This window comes from Mesorhizobium sp. M6A.T.Cr.TU.017.01.1.1, from assembly GCF_004023115.1.
GTDB classification, from domain to species: Bacteria; Pseudomonadota; Alphaproteobacteria; order Rhizobiales; family Rhizobiaceae; genus Mesorhizobium; species Mesorhizobium mediterraneum.
Map to the genome: position 1 here is coordinate 1 of NZ_RZTA01000123.1, position 18,558 is coordinate 18,558.

General features: G+C 63.2%; 20 protein-coding genes and 1 pseudogene. 9 read left to right on the top strand and 12 right to left on the bottom strand.

Going from position 1 to position 18,558, the window contains the following annotated elements; all coding sequences use genetic code 11:
* On the top strand, positions 1 to 862 hold an 862-nt coding region (locus EOB36_RS28195; protein WP_164897637.1), incomplete at its 5' end, for an adenylate/guanylate cyclase domain-containing protein.
* A gap of 84 nt (positions 863 to 946) precedes the next feature.
* On the opposite strand, the gene EOB36_RS28200 is transcribed toward EOB36_RS28195, so the two are convergent.
* The 3 genes from EOB36_RS28200 to EOB36_RS28210 form a co-directional block, all read right to left on the bottom strand.
* Positions 947 to 1,777, bottom strand: coding sequence for a lipo-like protein (locus EOB36_RS28200; RefSeq protein WP_128286177.1), 831 nt, complete (start codon positions 1,775 to 1,777; stop codon positions 947 to 949).
* A gap of 61 nt (positions 1,778 to 1,838) precedes the next feature.
* Positions 1,839 to 2,786, bottom strand: a complete 948-nt coding sequence (locus EOB36_RS28205) for a CHAD domain-containing protein (protein ID WP_128286178.1) — start codon at positions 2,784 to 2,786, stop codon at positions 1,839 to 1,841.
* On the bottom strand, positions 2,783 to 3,256 hold the full coding sequence (locus EOB36_RS28210; protein WP_128286179.1) for a CYTH domain-containing protein: 474 nt from the start codon (positions 3,254 to 3,256) through the stop codon (positions 2,783 to 2,785). Before EOB36_RS28210 ends, EOB36_RS28205 begins: the two co-directional genes overlap by 4 nt.
* A gap of 90 nt (positions 3,257 to 3,346) precedes the next feature.
* Here EOB36_RS28210 and EOB36_RS28215 point away from each other — a divergent pair, with 90 nt between their 5' ends.
* The 4 genes from EOB36_RS28215 to EOB36_RS28230 are packed head-to-tail and all read left to right on the top strand — an operon-like array spanning position 3,347 to position 7,054.
* Complete coding sequence (locus EOB36_RS28215) at positions 3,347 to 4,042, top strand: DUF1956 domain-containing protein (RefSeq protein WP_127205153.1); 696 nt, start codon at positions 3,347 to 3,349, stop codon at positions 4,040 to 4,042.
* Positions 4,039 to 4,992, top strand: coding sequence for an HlyD family efflux transporter periplasmic adaptor subunit (locus tag EOB36_RS28220; RefSeq protein WP_127205152.1), 954 nt, complete (start codon positions 4,039 to 4,041; stop codon positions 4,990 to 4,992). The genes EOB36_RS28215 and EOB36_RS28220 overlap by 4 nt, the downstream gene beginning before the upstream one ends.
* Complete coding sequence (locus EOB36_RS28225) at positions 4,989 to 5,909, top strand: ABC transporter ATP-binding protein (RefSeq protein ID WP_128286180.1); 921 nt, start codon at positions 4,989 to 4,991, stop codon at positions 5,907 to 5,909. The genes EOB36_RS28220 and EOB36_RS28225 overlap by 4 nt, the downstream gene beginning before the upstream one ends.
* 8 nt (positions 5,910 to 5,917) lie before the next feature.
* A complete protein-coding gene (locus EOB36_RS28230) occupies positions 5,918 to 7,054 on the top strand; it encodes an ABC transporter permease (protein ID WP_126107292.1) in 1,137 nt (378 codons plus the stop codon).
* 34 nt (positions 7,055 to 7,088) lie between these two features.
* Here EOB36_RS28230 and EOB36_RS28235 read toward each other — a convergent pair whose 3' ends face one another.
* The 4 genes from EOB36_RS28235 to EOB36_RS28250 form a co-directional block, all read right to left on the bottom strand.
* On the bottom strand, positions 7,089 to 8,735 hold the full coding sequence (locus EOB36_RS28235; RefSeq protein ID WP_128286181.1) for a cyclic nucleotide-binding domain-containing thioredoxin-disulfide reductase: 1,647 nt from the start codon (positions 8,733 to 8,735) through the stop codon (positions 7,089 to 7,091).
* 142 nt (positions 8,736 to 8,877) lie between these two features.
* Positions 8,878 to 9,531 (bottom strand): glutathione S-transferase family protein, encoded by a 654-nt coding sequence (locus EOB36_RS28240; RefSeq protein ID WP_128241702.1) that lies wholly within the window; start codon positions 9,529 to 9,531, stop codon positions 8,878 to 8,880.
* Positions 9,532 to 9,624: 93 nt separating this feature from the next.
* Positions 9,625 to 10,602: a threonine/serine dehydratase gene (locus EOB36_RS28245; protein WP_128286182.1), complete on the bottom strand. Its 978-nt coding sequence runs from the start codon at positions 10,600 to 10,602 to the stop codon at positions 9,625 to 9,627.
* 148 nt (positions 10,603 to 10,750) lie between these two features.
* Positions 10,751 to 11,074, bottom strand: a complete 324-nt coding sequence (locus EOB36_RS28250) for a hypothetical protein (RefSeq protein WP_095484710.1) — start codon at positions 11,072 to 11,074, stop codon at positions 10,751 to 10,753.
* Between the two features lie 178 nt (positions 11,075 to 11,252).
* On the opposite strand from EOB36_RS28250, the gene mbfA reads away from it, so the two are divergent.
* The gene (gene mbfA, locus EOB36_RS28255; protein ID WP_095484711.1) at positions 11,253 to 12,236 is read left to right on the top strand and encodes an iron exporter MbfA; all 984 of its coding nucleotides are present in this window, start codon (positions 11,253 to 11,255) and stop codon (positions 12,234 to 12,236) included.
* Between the two features lie 170 nt (positions 12,237 to 12,406).
* Here mbfA and EOB36_RS28260 read toward each other — a convergent pair whose 3' ends face one another.
* The 3 genes and pseudogenes from EOB36_RS28260 to EOB36_RS28270 all read right to left on the bottom strand — a co-directional run bounded on the left by EOB36_RS28260 (position 12,407) and on the right by EOB36_RS28270 (position 13,396).
* On the bottom strand, positions 12,407 to 12,751 hold the full coding sequence (locus tag EOB36_RS28260; protein WP_095484712.1) for an antibiotic biosynthesis monooxygenase: 345 nt from the start codon (positions 12,749 to 12,751) through the stop codon (positions 12,407 to 12,409).
* Positions 12,748 to 13,079: pseudogene (locus EOB36_RS28265) on the bottom strand (NIPSNAP family protein). The gene EOB36_RS28260 and the pseudogene EOB36_RS28265 overlap by 4 nt, the downstream one beginning before the upstream one ends.
* Positions 13,080 to 13,174: 95 nt before the next feature.
* The gene (locus EOB36_RS28270) at positions 13,175 to 13,396 is read right to left on the bottom strand and encodes a DUF1127 domain-containing protein (RefSeq protein WP_095484714.1); all 222 of its coding nucleotides are present in this window, start codon (positions 13,394 to 13,396) and stop codon (positions 13,175 to 13,177) included.
* Positions 13,397 to 13,464: 68 nt separating this feature from the next.
* On the opposite strand from EOB36_RS28270, the gene EOB36_RS28275 reads away from it, so the two are divergent.
* Complete coding sequence (locus EOB36_RS28275) at positions 13,465 to 14,139, top strand: winged helix-turn-helix domain-containing protein (protein ID WP_095484715.1); 675 nt, start codon at positions 13,465 to 13,467, stop codon at positions 14,137 to 14,139.
* 217 nt (positions 14,140 to 14,356) lie between these two features.
* Here EOB36_RS28275 and ligD read toward each other — a convergent pair whose 3' ends face one another.
* A complete protein-coding gene (ligD, locus tag EOB36_RS28280; protein WP_128241707.1) occupies positions 14,357 to 16,891 on the bottom strand; it encodes a DNA ligase D in 2,535 nt (844 codons plus the stop codon).
* A 152-nt stretch (positions 16,892 to 17,043) separates the two neighbouring features.
* The gene (locus tag EOB36_RS28285) at positions 17,044 to 17,550 is read right to left on the bottom strand and encodes a ferritin-like domain-containing protein (protein WP_095484717.1); all 507 of its coding nucleotides are present in this window, start codon (positions 17,548 to 17,550) and stop codon (positions 17,044 to 17,046) included.
* Positions 17,551 to 17,958: 408 nt separating this feature from the next.
* Between EOB36_RS28285 and EOB36_RS28290 the strand changes: the two genes are divergently transcribed.
* Positions 17,959 to 18,105, top strand: a complete 147-nt coding sequence (locus EOB36_RS28290; RefSeq protein ID WP_023801394.1) for a hypothetical protein — start codon at positions 17,959 to 17,961, stop codon at positions 18,103 to 18,105.
* 193 nt (positions 18,106 to 18,298) lie between these two features.
* The coding region (locus EOB36_RS28295; protein WP_164897638.1) for a DUF393 domain-containing protein at positions 18,299 to 18,558 on the top strand (260 nt) is incomplete at its 3' end.

Sequence of the window (18,558 nt, forward strand, 5' to 3'; positions counted from 1 at the left end):
CCTCTATTCGCTGCCGATGACAGAGCGACTGAACCTCTATCTCAATCCCAATTTCGTCGATACATTCGCGCAGGCGACCAACGTGTTGGTTGTGCTGATTATCGGCGCGATCATGGCGCTGGTCGTCTCTCGTTCCCGACATCTGTCGGAAGACTATGTCAAGGCAGAGCGCGCCCGCGCCAATCTCGCCCGGCATTTTTCGCCCAATGTCGTCGACCAGCTCGCCACGGATGACGAGCCCTTCGGCCCGGTCCGCCGGCAGGATATCGCGGTGCTGTTCGCCGACATCGTCGGCTTCACACACTATTCCGAGGATCATCCGGCCGAAGCAGTGTTCGAACTTCTGCGTCAGTTCCACCGTCGCATGGAGCAGGTCGTTTTCGACCACCATGGCACAGTCGACAACTATATCGGCGATTGCATCATGGCGACATTCGGGGTTCCGCAAGCCAGCCATGACGACGCGACTCGGGCCATCCAGTGCGCTGAAGCGATGATCGCCGCTCTCAAAGACTGGAATGTGCAGCGGGTGTCCAGGGGATACCCGCCGCTGGACGTTCGGATCGGTGCACAATATGGCGCAGTCGTCATCGGCGCGGTCGGCAGCGAGCGCAATCTGTCCTTCGCGGTGGTGGGCGACACCGTCAACGTCGCCAGCCGTTTGCAAGCGCTCTGCCGTGAGCTTCAGGCGAATATTTGCTTTGGGTCACGACTGATTGAGGCCGCGCAGGCGGAATCGCCCACGACACAGTTGAATGCGCGCGATCATGGACCGGTGAGCATCCGCGGCCGGGACGAACCGGTCCATGTTTGGGTCGAACACAGAGCCGAAAACCAGGGCGCTGTTGCGGTCTCGGCGTGATACAGGCCGCCATGCGAAACGCCTGCACCTCGGCCGGATAGCGGCCGCGCCATAGGGGTATGTCCTGACCCAGGCCGAAAGCCATCACGTGCCTGAGGTGATTGCTCCAGCCTTCGCGGCTGCGGCGTCTGTGCCTGCCTTGTCCTCCCAGGTCACCGCCCGGTAGTCGAACCCGTATTCCAGCGTCGGCTTGACGATGCGGAAATACGGCGACAGGTCGAAATCGCGCGGCGTGTAGAGCGAGTGGTGGCGGATGTGCAGGATTTCCTTGCGCGAATAGTTCGACTGGGCCGAGGCACGGCCGGGTGCCCGGGTGATCTCGGGCAAGATGGGATAGCGGATCTGGCCATAGGCCTCGGCGATCAGCGAGGAGCAGATGGCCCGGGTCGGGTCGCCGGAACCGAAAGCCAGCATGCGGCGGCGCCAGCGCACCGGCACCGGCGGTGTCGGGAGGAAGAAGTAGCGCAGCATGTCGAAGATGTTCTTGAGATCGTATCTGAGGCCGAGCTTGCCGATCATGAAGGCAACGACCTCGTCGCGATCTTCCGGCGCCAGACCGCTCGCCCGGCAGATGCGGGTGTTATAAGTCCGGTAGCGCGACAGCGGCACGGCGATGCAGCCATCGCCAAGGGTGACCTCGATCAGACGGCGCCGCTCCGATCCGTCCGCCGGTTCAGGCAAGGCATCGCCGACATAGAAGGCTGCATGCGACCAGGTCGACTGGGTCAGGTATTTGATCGCCGCCGAGATCTTCTGGTTGCCCTCGATGAGCAGGATGTCGCCGGGCTCGAGCGTTCGGCGCAGCGTTTCGGCATCGGACGGCGTGTAAGGCTCGTAGCCGGATGATTCCTCCTGCAGCCGGCCGGCAAGCCAGCGGCCAAGTCGGTCCAGAAGCGTGTCACCGGTCTCGATCATGCCAGACGGCGATTACCACAGGCCGGCGGCCTAGACCATGATCCCGAACCGAAGGACTGCGTCAGCCGGCGGCGCCGGGTGCGCCGGCGTCTTCGCGCGGCGCGGCGGCCAGATCGTCGCGCGCCTTGCGCGCAAGTTTCCTTGTCGAGCGCCTGGGGCTGTCGCCGAACAGATCGGCTGCGACGGCGAGACAGGTCTTTTTCAGGCTTTTCTCCGAGCGCTTCAACAGCTTGCTCAGAAGCCTCGTTTCTTGAGGAGAGCCGAGCGGCCGGTCGTCGGCATCGAGAAGTTCACGCATGACGAACACATCATGCAGTTCACCCAGTCTTTCGCCGAGTTCGTCGACCGCCTTGCGCCGGGCCTTGATCGGCGTCGGCCATAGTCTTCCGAGCAGCGACAGATGCATGCCGTGGGTCTTTGCCGCCTTGCGCAGATCGTGGAAATCATCGGCCTCGCCGCGCGAGCCAGCCTTGTCCAGCGCCTTTCTGGCGCGGCGCAGGGTGATGCGGGCGCCGTCGGCAAGCACATCGGCGGCCTGTTCGGGCTGGTCGGGCAAGACCAATATGTCGATCCGGCTGATGCCCTCCTCGCAAGCCGCAATCGCCGCGCCTATTGCAGCGTCGAGGCCTGCTCCACCATGCAGTTCGTGCTGGCGCGCGACGAGCGTCTCGTGAACGGCATCGAGACCGCCACCCGCGCTCTGTTCGGGAAAGCTTGCTGCCAGCCGGTCGATTGTTTCAACCAGCGCGGTCGCCTCGCGCGGACCGGCAAGCAGGGCTGCAACGTCGCGGTAACACTGGTTCTCGGTCACGCAAAATGTTTCGTCTCCGGAACGGACCAGGCGCAGCAAGGCGCGAACGTTCTTCAGCCGCTTGCGGCATTTGTGCAGCCCCTGTTCCGGCCTGTCGCGCGCCGTGTCCAGATGGACCAGCGCCTTGCCGATCTCCTCGGCGAGGATGCGCCGAACCTCGCCGGTCAACGGCAGGCGCGGATTGATGCGATAGCTCATGCGGCGATCTCCGGAATCCCCTCGAGGGCGAGCGACGCGTTGTAGAACCTCTGCTCGCCGGTGACTTCACGGCCGAGCCAATCTGGCAGCATTTCGTCCGGCACGTCCTCAGGCGTCTCGAGCTCGGCGACCACCAGACCACTAAGCATCCCGCCGAAGACATCGACTTCATAGAGATGGCCGCGATGCCTAACATGGTGGCGTGTCTTCTCGATGACACGTCCGATGGCGAAGGCCAGCATCTCTTCCGCCTCCGCCAGAGGGATTGGATATTCGAATTCGTCGCGTTCGCGGGCCTTGCTGCCGAATTTGAGCGTCAGCTTTGCCGAGGCGCCGTCGCTGATGCGCACGCGCACCGAGCGGCCGGATGCGGCGGCGAGATAGAACTGGCGAATGCAGATATCCGCTTCGACCAGATCCCGCCACTCATTGCCGGAGACCAGGAACTTGCGCTCGATTTCCTTGACCATGGCTTCACACTAAAGCGCTTGCGGCTAGAGATGGCAAGGCGGCGATGGGCCGGGTTGACTTTAATCATTCGATTGATTAAATCGTTTATCATGAGCAAATCGACAAACGCCAAAACTCCGCGGCGCGAGGCTTCCCCCGCCGACATGACGCGCACGGCACTTGTCCGCGCGGCGCTGAAACTGTTCGGACGCCAGGGTTTCGACGGCACGTCGACGCGCGAGATCGCGGCTGAGGCCAAGGCCAATATCGGCTCGATCGCCTATCATTTCGGCGGCAAGGAAGGGCTCCGAAACGCTGCGGCCGACTATATCGTCGACACCATCCAGACCATAGCCGGCCAGGCGATCGGCAATCTGCAAGCGCCCGCGGCGGCAATGGCCGATCCCGAGGCAGCGCGGGCACATTTATTCGTCGCACTTGAGCGGATGGTGGCCTTCATCGCGGCAAGGCCGGAAGCCGGCGAGATCGTGCAGTTCGTCCTGCGCGAGCTGTCCCATCCAACCGCCGCGCTCGACCGTATCTATGACGGTGTGTTCGAACCGGCGCATCGCCGGCTGTGCCTGATCTGGGAACAGGCGACGGGGGAGCCGGCCGAGAGTGAGGCTACCCGGCTCACAGTGTTCACGCTGATCGGCCAGGTCGTCTATTTCCGCATCGGCCGCGAGGCGGTGATGCGCCGCATGGGCTGGCGCGCGATCGGCGACGCCGAGGCCGCCAAGATCGCAGCGGCGGTGACGGATAACCTTGGGGCCATATTGGCCGCCCGGAAGGATCGTAGGTCATGAGTTTTCTTTGTTCTCTGCCGCTCGCCGCCCTGCTTTTCAGCGCCTGCGCACCGGCCGCGCCGCTCGCCGTCGGCTATGTCGAGGGCGACTATGTGCTGCTCGCGCCGATCGAGGTGGCGCAGGTCGAGACGATTTCGGTCAAGCGCGGCGACCGCGTCGCGCCGGGCACGCCGGTGGTGACGCTTGAAAGCGCCGACGCAAGAATAGCCGTCGCGCAAGCCGAGGCGGCGCTTGCCCAGGCCCAGGCGCAACTTGCCGACCTGCAGGTCGGCAAGCGGCCGGAAGAGATTGAGGTGCTCAAGGCGCAGGTCGACATGGCCAGGGCGCAAGCCGCCGACGCCAAACGCAGATACACCCGCGCCAGCGATTTGTTCAAACGCGGCACCGGCACGCAGGCCGATTTTGATACCGCCTCGGCCACGCTGGAGACAGCCAACGCGCAGGTCGGCCAGGCGGAAGCCAATCTCGCCGTTGGCGGCCTGCCGGCACGGCCCGAGACGATCAAGGCCGCCGACAATCAGGTCAGTCAGGCGCAATCGGCGCTCGAGCAGGCGCGATGGCGGCTTTCGAAGCGCGTGCTGGCGGCGCCGTCGCCCGGCCGCGTCAACGACGTGATCCGCAACCCTGGTGATACGGCCGGCCCGACCGCGCCGGTCATTTCGATGCTGCCGGACGGCGCGGTGAAGCTCAGCGTCTATGTGCCGGAAAGTGCGTTCTCGTCGGTGAAAGTCGGTACGCTGCTTAATGTCCATTGCGATGGCTGCGGGCCGGACGTGAAGGCTCGCGTCAGATACGTGTCGCCGGACCCGGAGTTCACGCCACCAGTGATCTATTCACTGGAGACCCGGCAGAAGCTGGTCTACCTGGTCGAGGCGCGGCCGGAGGGCGACGCCAGCGCCCTGCAGCCGGGGCAGATCGTCGATGTCGATCTGGCGGACATCGGCAAATGAACGTCATCGACGTTCACGGCCTGGTCAAGCGCTTCGGCGACAAAACCGTCGTCGACCATGTGACGATGACGGTGGCCGAAGGCGAGATCGTCGGCTTCCTCGGCCCGAACGGCTCGGGCAAGACGACGACCATCCGCATCATGTGCGGCCTGCTGACGCCGGATGAGGGCGACGGCACGGTGCTCGGCTTCGACATCCGCACCGACAGTCTGAGGATCAAGCGCGAAGTCGGCTACATGACGCAGAAATTCTCGTTCTACGAGGATCTGACGATCGCCGAGAATCTTGAGTTCGTGGCTCGGCTCTATGGGTTGAAGCCGCTCAACGAGCATGTGGCTAAGACACTGGAGGATCTGGGCCTCACCTCGCGCAAGGACCAGTTGGCCGGCACGCTGTCCGGCGGCTGGAAGCAGCGGCTGGCGCTAGCCGCCTGCATCATGCACAAGCCCAGATTGCTGCTGCTCGACGAGCCGACGGCGGGCGTCGATCCGAAAGCCAGGCGCGAATTCTGGGACGAGATCCATCGGCTGGCCAGCGGCGGCCTGACCGTGCTGGTCTCCACCCACTACATGGACGAGGCCGAGCGCTGCCACCGCATCAGCTACATCTCGTATGGCAAGATGCTGGCGTCAGGCACGGTCGAAGAGGTGGTCAGGAATGCCGGGCTAACGACCTTCGTCGTGCAAGGCCCGCGGCTTGATCAGGTTGCTGCCGCACTCGGCGGCCGCCCCGGCGTCGACCAGGTGGCGCCATTCGGCGCGACGCTGCATGTCGTCGGTTCCGACAAGAAGGAACTGGAAGCAGCACTTGCCGATGTCGAGAAAGAGCACAAGGGCGTGACGGTGACGCCGGGCGAGACCAGCCTGGAGGATGTGTTCATCCAGTTCATGTCCGGCTCGAAGGACAACATGGGATGAAAAGCGGGATAAACAGCGTCTTTTCCTTCGCCAGGCTCGGCGCGCTGCTGATCAAGGAGTTCATCCAGATGCGGCGCGACCGCATCACCTTCGCCATGATGCTGGGCGTGCCGCTGATGCAGCTGGTGCTGTTCGGCTATGCCATTAACAACGATCCGAAGAGCCTGCCGGCAGCCCTGGTGGCGATGAGCAGCGATCCTTACACGCGGGCCATGGTTTCGGCGCTGCAGACCACCGGCTACTACCGCTTCGACCATGTCGCGCAAAGTGCCGCCGAGGCGGAATTCCTGATGGCGCGCGGCGACGTCGCCTTCGTCGTCACCATCCCCGCCGATTTTGCCAGGCGGGTCGAGCGCGGCGACAGCCCGCAGATCCTGATCGAAGCGGACGCCACCGACCCAGCCGTCGCCAGCGGCGCCATCTCGACGCTCGGCACGGTCGCCAACCAGGCGCTGCTCAGGGCACGCGGCATGCAGGAGACGGCCGCCGAAGCTGCCCGGGGCCAGCTCGAAGTGGTGGTGCACCGGCGCTACAATCCGGAAGGCGTCTCGCAATACAACATCGTGCCCGGCCTGCTTGGCGTCATCCTGCAGATGACGATGGTGATGATGACCTCGATCGCGCTGACGCGCGAGACCGAGCGCGGCACGATGGAGAATCTCCTGGCGATGCCGTCCAGCCCGCTTGAAATCATGCTGGGCAAGGTGCTGCCCTATCTGGTGGTCGGCGCCGTGCAAGTGGTGGTGGTGTTGGCGGCGGCCAAGCTTTTGTTTGGCGTTCCCTTCACCGGGTCGTTGTCACTGCTGCTTGCGGCGGTCCTGGTCTTCGTGTTGGCGCTGGTGCTGCTCGGCTACACCATTTCGACGATGGCGCGCACCCAGATGCAGGCGCTGCAGCTCACCTTCTTCTTCTTTCTACCGTCGATCCTGTTGTCGGGCTTCATGTTCCCCTATCGCGGCATGCCCGGCTGGGCGCAGATCTTCGGCGAGATCCTGCCGTTGACGCATTTCCTGCGCATCATCCGCGCGGTGATGCTGAAGGGCGCCGAACTGCCGGCGGTCGCAACCGAGATCGGCTGGCTCGTCGGGTTCGTGGCGCTCTTCGCCGGCGTGGCGCTGGTGCGGTTCCGCCGAACGCTGGACTAAGGCCTGTGGCCTAGCTTTGGCCGCGTTTGGCCTTCTATTCATTCGCCAGATACTGGTGAACGAACGCGATCGCCATGCTCCCTTCTCCGACCGCTGACGCAACCCGCTTGACAGGACTCAAGCGTACGTCGCCGCAGGCAAAGATTCCGGGCGCACTGGTTTCGAGCAGATAGGGATCGCGGTCGTGCGACCAGCCCCCGGCCTTCTTCACATCGTCCCCGGTCAGCACGTATCCGCGGGCATCGCGCACGACATCGGCCGGCAGCCACTCGGTCTCGGCGTTGGCGCCGATGAAAACGAACAGCCCGCCGCAATCGTGCCGGCTCACCTCGTTGGTCGCCTTGTCGAGAATGTCGATCGCCGTCAGGTGAGTCTCACCGTGCACGGCCTGGACTTCCGACCGAAGCTGGACTTTTACGTTCGATTTCGCCCTGAGCTGCTCGATCAAATAGTGGGACATGCTGTCTGCAAGGGACGGGCCGCGCACGAGCAGTGTCACGTTGCGCGCATGGCCCGAAAAATGCAGCGCTGCCTGGCCGGCCGAGTTGCCGGCGCCAATCAGGAAGACATCCAGTCCATGGGTGGTGCTTGCCTCGCTGCGCGCGGCTCCGTAGTAGACACCCTTGCCGATAAGCCGGTCGAACCCGTCTATGCCGAGACGGCGCCATGTCACGCCTGTTGCAAGGATGAGGCTGCGCGCCCGCACGACATCGGTGCCGTCGAGAAACAGATCGTGCGTAACAGGATCGATGCCGGCGACGGAGCGGGTGACCAGGATTTCGGCGCCCAGCCGTCTTGCTTGCTGCAGCGCGCGACTGGCCAGTTCGTCGCCGGAAATTCCGCTGGGAAAGCCGAGATAGTTCTCGATCCGCGACGATGTCCCCGCCTGTCCGCCAGGCGCCTCGCGCTCAACGACGATCGTGCGCAGTCCCTCGGATGCGCCGTAGACCGCGGCGGCAAGGCCGGCCGGGCCGCCACCGATGATCGCCACATCGTACTCGGAGCCGCGCGGGCGCGTCTGCAACCCGAGGCGAATGGCAAGATCGCGCACGGCCGGACTTTCCATGATCTCTCCGTCCGCCAGCCGGGCAACGGGACCATCGAGAGCCGGCCTGCCCGTGGCGGACCAGAAGGCCTCGGCATCCGATGTGTCGGGCAACACCCAAGTGAATGAGATCTGGTTGCGGGCCAGAAACCGGCGCAGCTCCCCGCACGCCGTGTCCCAGCGATGGCCGACCAGTGTCACGCGCGGCTTCTGCGGCTCGGCGGTGATGCTCTGCAGCCCGCCCATCCGCTCGCGCGCAAGCGCGCTGACCTTTTGGGCCACGTCCTTTGAAACCGCCGCGATGGAATAATATTGCTGGACCTCGAGCCGCATGACGCGGGACGGCTCAGTGGCGCGATACCCGCCCGGAAAACCCGAGCCCAAGGCAATCGGCACCTCACCGAATATCGTTCCCGGCAGCCGCCAGCCGAGTGTCCGCTCGACGCCGTCGAAGGTCTTTACGACTTCGATCTTGCCGGCGAGAACCGCAAACAGCGCGGCCTCTCCGCCCTCATGAACCGCGAACTCTCCGGGGCTGAGATGAAGGTCGGCCGCCGTCCGCGCCAGCCGCTCCAGCTCGCCCGCCGGCAACCCCGAAAACAACGGGATCGCTCCCACTTCATCAACTGTCAGCATGGTCCCTCGCGGGAGCCAATTAGCGTTGTTTTTCCGTTTTGATCAACAAAAAAGCGGAGTCTCGCCTTGGCGGATAGGTTGTGAAACAGCGCGCTTGAATCGCGTCGGGTTGTGCCGATAGGCATGACATTCGGGTCGAGTTTCATGCCGGCTTGGCCTGAGCCGGTACCGGCGGCAATTCAGGCGCATCCAGCCCTTTGAAAGGATCGCGCCAGGCGTCGATTTCTTCAAACTGACGATACCAACGGCCGACAGACGGATAGTCGGCGAGCGGCAATCTGGCGACATCGTTGAAGGGCAGAAACGTCGCCATTCGAAAGTCGGCGTAGGAAACCGAATTCTCGACCAGCCATTCTCGCTCCGAAAGCGCGGCCTCGAGTGTTGCAGCGGCAGTGCGGAAGTCTCTCAGGCCCTCCTCAACCCGGCCCTGATCGATCGGGCCGAGCCCATATCGCTGTTTGGTCCCGCGTTCGAAATGCACGACGTCGCAAGCTCTTGCGAAGTTCTCCTTCCCCCAACTGAGCCATCGGATCATCTCGGGTTCGTCGTCGCCAGTGCGCCAGAGATCCGAATGCGCGTCGCGTGATAGCCGGCAAGCTATGGCGTCGGCCTCCCAGAGGCTTTTTCCCGAGCCTACAAGTATGGGCAATGAAAGATTGGGATTTAGCGGGCGAAATCGCTCGGCCTGGCCGGGAGCGAAGGGGGAGGCGAATTCAAACTCGACCTTTGCGTTGAGATAACGTGCCACCGCGACCGCGAGGCGAGGATTGGGATTGCGGCTGAAGAACAGTTTCATTCCTGTCTGTCCTTGAATGGTACGGTTCGATTGGACACGTAGGGGACGCTTTGACACCTTTAACCGGCCGCGTGGCCCGGAACTGGTCGCCACCTAAGCCGCCGCCATGATCTCCGCATAGGTGGCGAAATCGACATTGCCGCCGGACAGCACCACGGCAACGCATTTGCCTGATAGCTCGATCTCGCCCGACGATAGCGCGGCCAGCCCGACGCTGCCGCCAGGCTCGACCACCAGCTTGAGGTGGGCCATGGCGTCGCGCATCGCCTGTGCCGCTGCCTTGTCGGAAACGGCAATGCCGCCGGCGAGATTCCTGCGGTTGATCTCGAAGGTCATCGCGCCCGGCTCGGCGGTGAGGAGCGCGTCGCAGATCGACGTGTGGCCGGGTTCGATCGAAACCCGAGCACCTTTGGCCAACGAACGACAGGTGTCGTCGAAATGCTCGGGTTCCACCGCCCAGACGGCCGTATCAGGTGATGCATCCTTGACCGCGATGGAGATGCCGCTGCTCAAGCCGCCGCCGCCGCAGGGAATGACGATCGCGTCGAGACTCACGCCGAGCGCTTTCGCCTGCGCCATCAGTTCGAGGCCGATCGTGCCCTGGCCGGCGATGATGGCCGGATCGTCGAAAGGCGGGACCAGGACCATGCCCCGGTCCATATAAGGGCGAACCACCGCCATGCGGTCATCGCGGAAACGGTCGAACGGAACCACTTCCGCTCCCATTTTCCTGACATTGCCGACCTTCATGGCCGGCGCGTCAGTGGGCATGGCGATGACCGCCTTGACCCCGAACATCGCCGCCGACGCGGCGACACCTTGCGCGTGGTTGCCCGACGAGAAGGCGACGACGCCACGGCTGCGTTCTTCCTCGGTGAGCGAAGACAGTTTGTTGTAGGCGCCGCGGAACTTGAACGAGCCGGTGCGCTGCAGCGTCTCCGGCTTGAACAGGATCCTGGCGCCGAAGCGGTTGTTCAGCTCCGGCGATTCGATCAGCGGCGTTTCGACGATCAGGCCGGACAATCGCGCTGCTGCGGCGTGGATATCGGCGATGCCGGGAGGCGAGTTCATGGCGAGGTCCTGCGGAAGTGAGATCGCCCATGGTGCACGGAAAGCAGGGCCGCGCACCACTGAAAAAATGTGACCGACACAATTCGTCGATTGCGAGACGAGCGTGTTGCCTTATCAGCGCCCCCGACGTTTGCGATTGGCCGAAGCCTCACCCCAAAAGCGTCCGTCGCCGCTTGGCGCCACCCATCTTGCGCCAGTTGTTGAAGCGATGGGTGGCGGCGGCGAAGGAGATCTTCATCTGCTGGGCAACCGAATAGCGCGACTTGCCCTCGTCGAACATGCGGTAGCAGCACTCGACGCCCTCCTCGGTCAGCTTGCCGTCGGGGGCCTTGTTGTGCGGATTGGCGGGATCGAATTTTTCGACCTGCTGCTCGACCAGGCCTTTCAGGCGCTGCAGGTCGGCCTCGATATTGGCGATGAGGTCGAGAACAGGTTTCGGGTCAAACGCATGGGTGGGCTGCTTTGCCGGCATCTACGGATTCCTTTCTCTTGGCTTAGGTTCGGCTATATAGGTGAACATTCGCCAATAGTGAAGGGCGGCGGAGGATCCCCCGGAGCCAATAATTTTGAACCTCCGGGCGACGGGCGCGATTGACCAACGGCGCACCAGACCATAGTTTAGAACTATTCTAAACTAGGGTGAATTTCTCATGCTTTCCCGTGTTTTCGGCTTTGGCCGCCGTCCCTTCGAATCGCTCTCGGAGCAAGAGATCCTGGCGCTCGCCATCTCTTCCGAGGAAGACGACGGGCGTATCTACCGGGCCTATGCCGATGGATTGGCAGATAGTTTTCCACATTCGGCCAAGGTGTTCGAGGAGATGGCCGAGGAGGAGGACGGCCATCGCGACTCGCTGATCGAGCTTCACCGCGAGCGTTTCGGCGAGCGCATTCCGCTGATCCGGCGCGAGCATGTGAAAGGTTATTACGAGCGCAAGCCGGACTGGCTGGTCAGGCCGCTCGGTATCGAGCATGTGCGCCAACAGGCCGAGTCGATGGAGCGGCAGGCGTATCTGTTCTACGTCGAGGCGGCGAAACGCACCAGCGATGCCTCGACGCGAAAGCTGCTCGACGATCTGGCGGTGGCCGAACAAGGCCACGAGACGCAGGCGCAGCGGCTGGAGCAAAAGCATGTGCCGGGCGCGGTGAAGAACGAGGAAGCCGCGGCCGAGCAGCGCCAGTTCATCCTGACCTATGTGCAACCGGGACTGGCCGGGTTGATGGACGGATCGGTGTCGACGCTGGCGCCGATCTTTGCCGCCGCCTTCGCCACGCACGACACGTTCCAGACCTTTCTGGTCGGGCTTGCCGCCTCGATCGGCGCCGGCATCTCGATGGGCTTCACCGAGGTGGCCTCCGACGACGGCAAGCTGTCGGGCCGCGGCTCGCCGGTGAAACGCGGGCTGACAGTCGGCATCATGACCATGCTGGGCGGCCTCGGCCACGCGCTGCCCTACCTCATCCCGTTTTTCTGGACGGCGACGATTGTCGCTGCGGTCGTGGTGTTCTTCGAGCTATGGGCGATCGCCTTCGTGCAGAACCGCTACATGCAGACGCCGTTCTGGCGCGCCGCCTTCCAGGTGGTGCTGGGCGGCGCGCTGGTGTTTGCGGCCGGCGTGCTGATCGGGAATGCTTAGCTCGATCTTTCCTTCTCCCCTTGTGGGAGAAGGTGATTGGCGCGTAGCGCCAAGACGGAAGAGGGGTGTTGGACGGGTCGCAGTCGGTGCCAAGCTGGAACACCCCTCATCCGTCGCCTTCGGCGACACCTTCTCCCACAAGGGGAGAAGGAAAGGCCGCATAGTCCCACTCACCCATGCACCACCCGGCTGTCCTCAGGCGCCTCGGCCCGTTCGGTCAGGCCATAGTCGCGCACGACATGGGCGATGCGCAGACGATAGTCGGCAAAGATGCCGCCACGGCCGGCCTTCTGCGCCCGCCTATGTTCCTCCGTGTTGCGCCAGGCCTTCACCGCCTCCTCGTCGCGCCAGAACGACAGCGACAGGATGCGATTCGGGTCAGTGAGGCTCTGAAAGCGCTCGATAGTGAGAAAACCGTCGATGCCGTCGAGCAGCGGGCGCAGGTCGGCGGCGAGGCCGAGATAGGCATCGCGCTTGCCCGCTGCCGGCTCGACCTCGAAGATGACGGCGATCATAATTTCACCAGAGAGGCATGCGGCCCGGACGCCAGCTTCAGGAACATGCGATCCTCCTTCAGGATGAATCTTTCACGCCGCGCGAACTCGTAATTCGCCTTGCCGACCGGATCGGCGGCCAGCCTGGCACGGTAGGCCTCGTAAGCCGCCAAGCTGTCGATGTTGTAGGCGGCGTAGGCGGTCGTGGCCGAGCCTTCATGCGGAGCAAAATAGCCGATCAGATCGGCGCCGCAGCGCGGAATGGCCTGGCCCAGTTACGGGCATATTCCTCGAACGCCGCCTTGCCGAACGGGTCGATCTCGTAGCGGATGAAGCAGGTGATGGTCATCTTTTGTCTCCTTGCTGAATTTGGTTCGTTGCGCCGATAGTTCGAGCGGGGTCGAAACGTTCAGCGGATCGATGTGCTAGGCAATTTCTCCGGTGTCATGCTTGCCAGAAGGATTTCGCGCATTCGTGGCGAACGTCTTCCGGCGTCAGGCCAAGGTCGCGCAAAAGATGCTCGTCGATCTCGGCAAGGTCGAGGCGCTGCAGATAGCGGTCGTGCCACCGCGCCAGAAGCCGCAGTCGGCATAAGGCGATGAATGGAAATGGTCGGCGGCGGAAGCGGCTGACAGACACGGCGTTGGGGGCGGCTCTTGCGGTCATCGTCGTCTCCTTGATCTGAGCCGAGAATAGTGTTTATCTGACAAGAATGCTTCGATGACGGACGAACTATGCGTGAAGGACCAGACATAGCCCGCATCGCCAGCCTGGTCGGCGATCCGGCGCGGGCGAACATGCTGACCGCGCTGATGGGCGGCACGGCGTTGACGGCGAGCGAACTGGCGCTCGAGGCCGGTGTGTCGCTGCCGACTGCCAGCTCGCATCTGTCGAAACTGATGGAGGGCGGGCTGCTGACGCTGGCAAGCCAGGGGCGGCATCGCTATTACGGCCTCGCCGGGCCGCAGGTGGCTGGCATGATCGAAGCCATCACCGGTGTCGCCGCAGCGGTCGGGCCGCAGCGGGTCCGGCCGGGTCCCCGTGATGCGGCCATGCGCGTGGCGCGTGTCTGCTACGACCACCTCGCCGGAGAACAGGCCGTGGCGATGCTCGACCGCCTTGTCGCTCGACAAGTGCTCCTGCGCGACGACAAGGAGATCAGGCTTGGGCCGTCGGCCGCCTCGTATTTTGCCGCGATTGGCATCGATGTCGAGAGCAAGGCGCGACGACCGGTGTGCCGGGCGTGCCTCGACTGGAGCGTGCGGCGCTCACATCTTGCCGGCACGCTGGGCGCCGCCATTCTCGACAAGATCCTCGCCGAAAAATGGGCAAGGCGCGAGAAGGACAGCCGCGCGGTTGTGTTTTCGCCGACGGGGAGGCAGGCGTTCGAGAGGGTGTTTCTGGCTTGAAAGATTTGCCGGTATTGTCCTGGGGCGGGGCAGGGGCGAAGCGACGTGGCGGAGACCCCAGTATCCATGCCGAAACTTTCGATCGTCGCGGCGGCGCATAACGTTGCGAGACGTCAGCGGGACAGCGCCCCCCCTTTGTCCGGCAGGACAGAGGGGGGCGTGAAGGATCGCCGGCGCTCGTTCTCGCGCTCGCTCAGCCTGGAACGAAGCCAATGAACTAGCCGCGCTTGAGCACCTTGCCCTGCCTGAAAAAATCCTTCCACGGATCGGCTTCGGCCAACTGCTTCAGCGTCGTCTTGTCGCCGATCGGAAATGCGTTCGGCGCCAGTCCGGCCTCGATCTCCGCCCAGGTCGCCGGCATCGATACGGTAGCGCCCTTTTTGGCCCGCGACGAATAAGGCGCCACCGTGGTCGAGCCGCGGCTATTGCGCAGATAGTCGACGAAGATTTTTCCGGTGCGCGCCTTCTTCGACAGCGTCGCCGTGTAGCGGTCGGGTGCCGCCTGTTCCAGCGCGCGGGCGAAATCATGGGCGAAGTCTTTCACCTCATCCCAATCCGCCGATGGTTTCAGAGGCACGACGACATGGTAGCCCTTGCCACCCGACGTCTTGACGAAATTCGGCAAGGACAGCTCATCGAGCCTACCGCGGATTTCGAGCGCCGCCGCGCGCACCGCTTTCACGTCGACGCCTTCGTCGGGATCGAGATCGAAGATGATCTGGTCCGGCTTATCCAGTTCGTCGATGGTGCAGCCCCAGATATGGATCTCGACCACGCCGAGCTGGACCAAGGCAGCGACACCGTCGAAGTCGCGGATGAACAGGATCTCCTCGCCGTCCGTCGGATCCTTCATCCTGGCGATCTTGTCATGCATGCCGGCCGATGCATGCTTCTGGAAAAAGCGCTGGCCCTCGACGCCGTCCGGCGCACGCACCAGGCTTAGCGGCCGATTGACGACGAATTGTTGCAGGCGCGGCCAGACCAAAGCGTAATGATCGAGCAGGCCCTGCTTCGATACCTTCTCCTGCGGCCACAGAAGCTTGTCGGGATGAGAAAGCTTTACGACGGTTTTTGCCGCCCCCGAGGATTCAACAGAGGTGCCCTTGCCCCCGGCAGGCTTTTCCTTGGTATCGGCCTTGCCTGCGGGTGCCTTTGGCTTTTCCTGCACGACTTCCTCCGCCGGTTTGTCCTCGCGCAATCCCTGGAACGAGGCGTGGCGTATTATACGGTCGGACGTCCAGGTACGGAACTCCACTTCGCCGACAAGGTCTGGCTTCACCCAAACCACTCCTTTGCCCAGCCCTTTGCCCCTCGGTAGCGCCCTGTCGAAGGGCGAGGTCTTCGCCTTCAGAGCATCAAGCTTCTTCTTCAGGTCGTTGGTGCCCTGCATCGAAAAGCCGGTGCCGACACGGCCGGCATAGTGCAGCTTGCCGCCCTCATGGTAGCCGACCAGCAAGGAGCGCAATCCACGCCCGGTCTTCTCCGACGGCAGGTAGCCGCCGATGACGAATTCCTGGCGAAGCGTGCATTTCGACTTCACCCAGGACAAGCCGCGGCCGCTGCGATAGGGCGCGTCGGCGCGCTTGGAGACGATCCCCTCCAGCCCCATGCGGCAGGCGTGCTCCAGCATGACCTTGCCCGGTTCGGCAAAATGGTCGCTGAAGCGGACTGCCGAATTGTCTGGCTGTTTGCCAAGCAAGTCCTGCAAAGCCTGCTTGCGCTCGACCAGCGGCTCTGTGCGCATATCCTCGCCATCGAGACGCATCAGGTCGAAGACGTAATAGAGAAAACGATCCGTGCGGCGCGCCGACAGATCCGCCTGGAGCAGCGCGAAGGACGAGACGCCGCTGTCCGCCAGCACGACGATCTCGCCGTCAATGATGGCATCCATGCATTTCAGGCGCCCGAGTTCTGCGACAATCTCGCCGCCGAACTTGTCCGTCCAGTCAAGGCCGGTGCGCGTCAAGAGCCGCACCTCGGTGCCGGCAAGCTGCGCCTGCATGCGGTAGCCGTCGAATTTCACCTCATGCAGCCATTCCTTGCCGGGAGGGGCATCCCTTTGCAGTGTGGCGAGGCATGGTTCAATGAATTCGAGCTGCTTTGCCGCCTTGGCCTTCGCCTTGCTAGCGAGCCGTTTGTTCGAATGCCAGACCCTTGGCTTCTTGCCATCGGCGGTCTTGCCTTCGCCGACCTCCTCGATCGTCAGGCCCGACTTCACCGATTCTGGCGCCTCCTGCAAAATGTCCTCGCCCGGCCGGGCGGCGACATCGTCGGATTTGATCAGCAGCCAATTGTCGCGCGTTTTGCCGGGACGCGGCTTCAGGCGCACCAGATGCCAGAGACCGTTCAGCTTGTGGCCATGCAACTCGAAGCTGATATGGCCCTTTTTCATCGCCTGGGCCGGATCGGTCTCCGGTTGCCATCTGCCTTCGTCCCAGACGATGACCGAGCCGCCGCCATATTCGCCCTTGGGAATGGTGCCCTCGAAGGACGCGTAGTCGATCGGGTGGTCCTCGACATGCACGGCGAACCGCTTTTCATGCGGATCGAGGCTCGGGCCCCGGGTTATCGCCCAGCTCCACAGCACGCCATTGTGTTCGAGGCGAAGGTCGTAATGCAGCCGTGTCGCGGCGTGCTTTTGGATGACAAAGATGCCGCCGGCCTCACCTTTCCTGCTGCGAACGACCTTGCCGGCCGGCTCGGCGGTCTTCTTGAAATCGCGCTTGGCGTGATACTGCTCAAGGCTGGCCATGACACGCGATCCTATGCGGATTTGCTATGGCGTCGAAGGCTTCGGCTTGGCGACGCCGGCACGAGGTCTTGAACGGATAGAAATCGTTTCAGTTCCGGCCCCGCGAAAAGCGAGGCACGCCGGATTGCCCGGCGTTGCCTCGATCGAGAGTGCTATTCGGCGGCTTGAAGGTTGACCTTGGCCTCCGCGATCTCGGTAAGCTTGCGGTCGGTTGCCTGCTCTTCCTTGATGTTGTTGGCCAGGACATTGGCGCAGTCGCTGCGGCCAAGCTGCTTGGCCCAGGCAATCAACGTGCCGTAACGGGTTATCTCATAGTGCTCGACCGCTTGCGCGGATGCGATCAGGGCGGCGTCGAGAACATCCTTGTCGTCGATGTCGCCGCTGACTTCATCGGCTTCCTCGAGAATGCCGTCGATGGCCGGACAGTTGACCGTCTTGGCCTTCACGCCGTGCAGTTCGAACACGTTCTCGACGCGCGCGATATGGCCCTTGGTCTGCCCGAGGTGCTTCTCCAGGCCGGCTTTCAATTGCGGATTGGTCGCCTTGTCGATCATCTTCGGCAGCGCCTTCTCGATCTGTTTTTCGGCGTAATAGATGTCGCGCAGCGTGTGGACGAAGAGGTCGTCCAGCGTCTTGATGTCTTTCGAAAAGAAACCCATGGCTTTTGCCTTTCCATCGTTCTCGCTGTGTTGGGATTCCGGCGGCGGTTCCGCACGGAAGCCGCTGTCTGCTGGAGCCGGGTTGGTGCGGCTCTTGTCGTCAACGTGCGGCTATCGGACGGGTTCCTGACTTTCCCTGGGCAAGCACGGAAATTTCGCGGCACCGACCAAGGCTGAAACAGAAGCGCGCCGCAGCGACATCCAAACGAAACATATGTGATGCAAAAGTCACATCGACCGAAATGTCGACGCACTGCATGGAAAGACCCCGAATCAGCCGCATTGCGGCCATGAACCAAGGCATTTTCGACCAGATATTAACATCGTGTTCACCGACTATTCACGCCTCGACGCTATGATCCTCGCAATTCGGAAGGGACATCCGAAATCGGGACAGGGACAGGTAAAATGAACTTCTTGACGCACCTCATCGGCTACGCTGCCGCCATCCGCGAATTCGTCGCGCCGACCTACCGGCCGGAGCGCTATTACATGCGCGGCCCAGGCCCTGCTTGCGCACGCCGCGGCCACACGCTCGGCATCAGCGCGCACTGATGACGACCATGGAAAGCCGTCATGACAGCCGGATCTGCAGGCCGGCCGCCGATCACCGTGCGACCACCTATCGCACGGAGCGTTCTGCGCTCGCCGACCGGCGGCGTGCGACAACAAGGTTCTGAGATTCTGGGGCTTTGATCTCGCCTCCGGCAAGCTTAGTGTCGTTTGACACCAAGCAGCCGGGACCCGCGTGACCACCCAGCCAAACCATCCTCCTGAAAAGCCAGCCTTCGATGCAAGCCATCCGTTGATCGTGTTCGACGGCGTCTGTGTGCTGTGCTCGGGCTTCGTGCGCATGGTGGTCAGGCTCGACCGCCAAGGCCGTTTCCGCTTCGCCACCGCGCAGTCGCCCTTCGGTGAAGCGCTGTTCCGGAAGCATGGACTGCGCACCGACTCTTACGAAACCAATCTCGTCCTGATCGACGGCGTCGCCTTCACGCGGCTGGACAG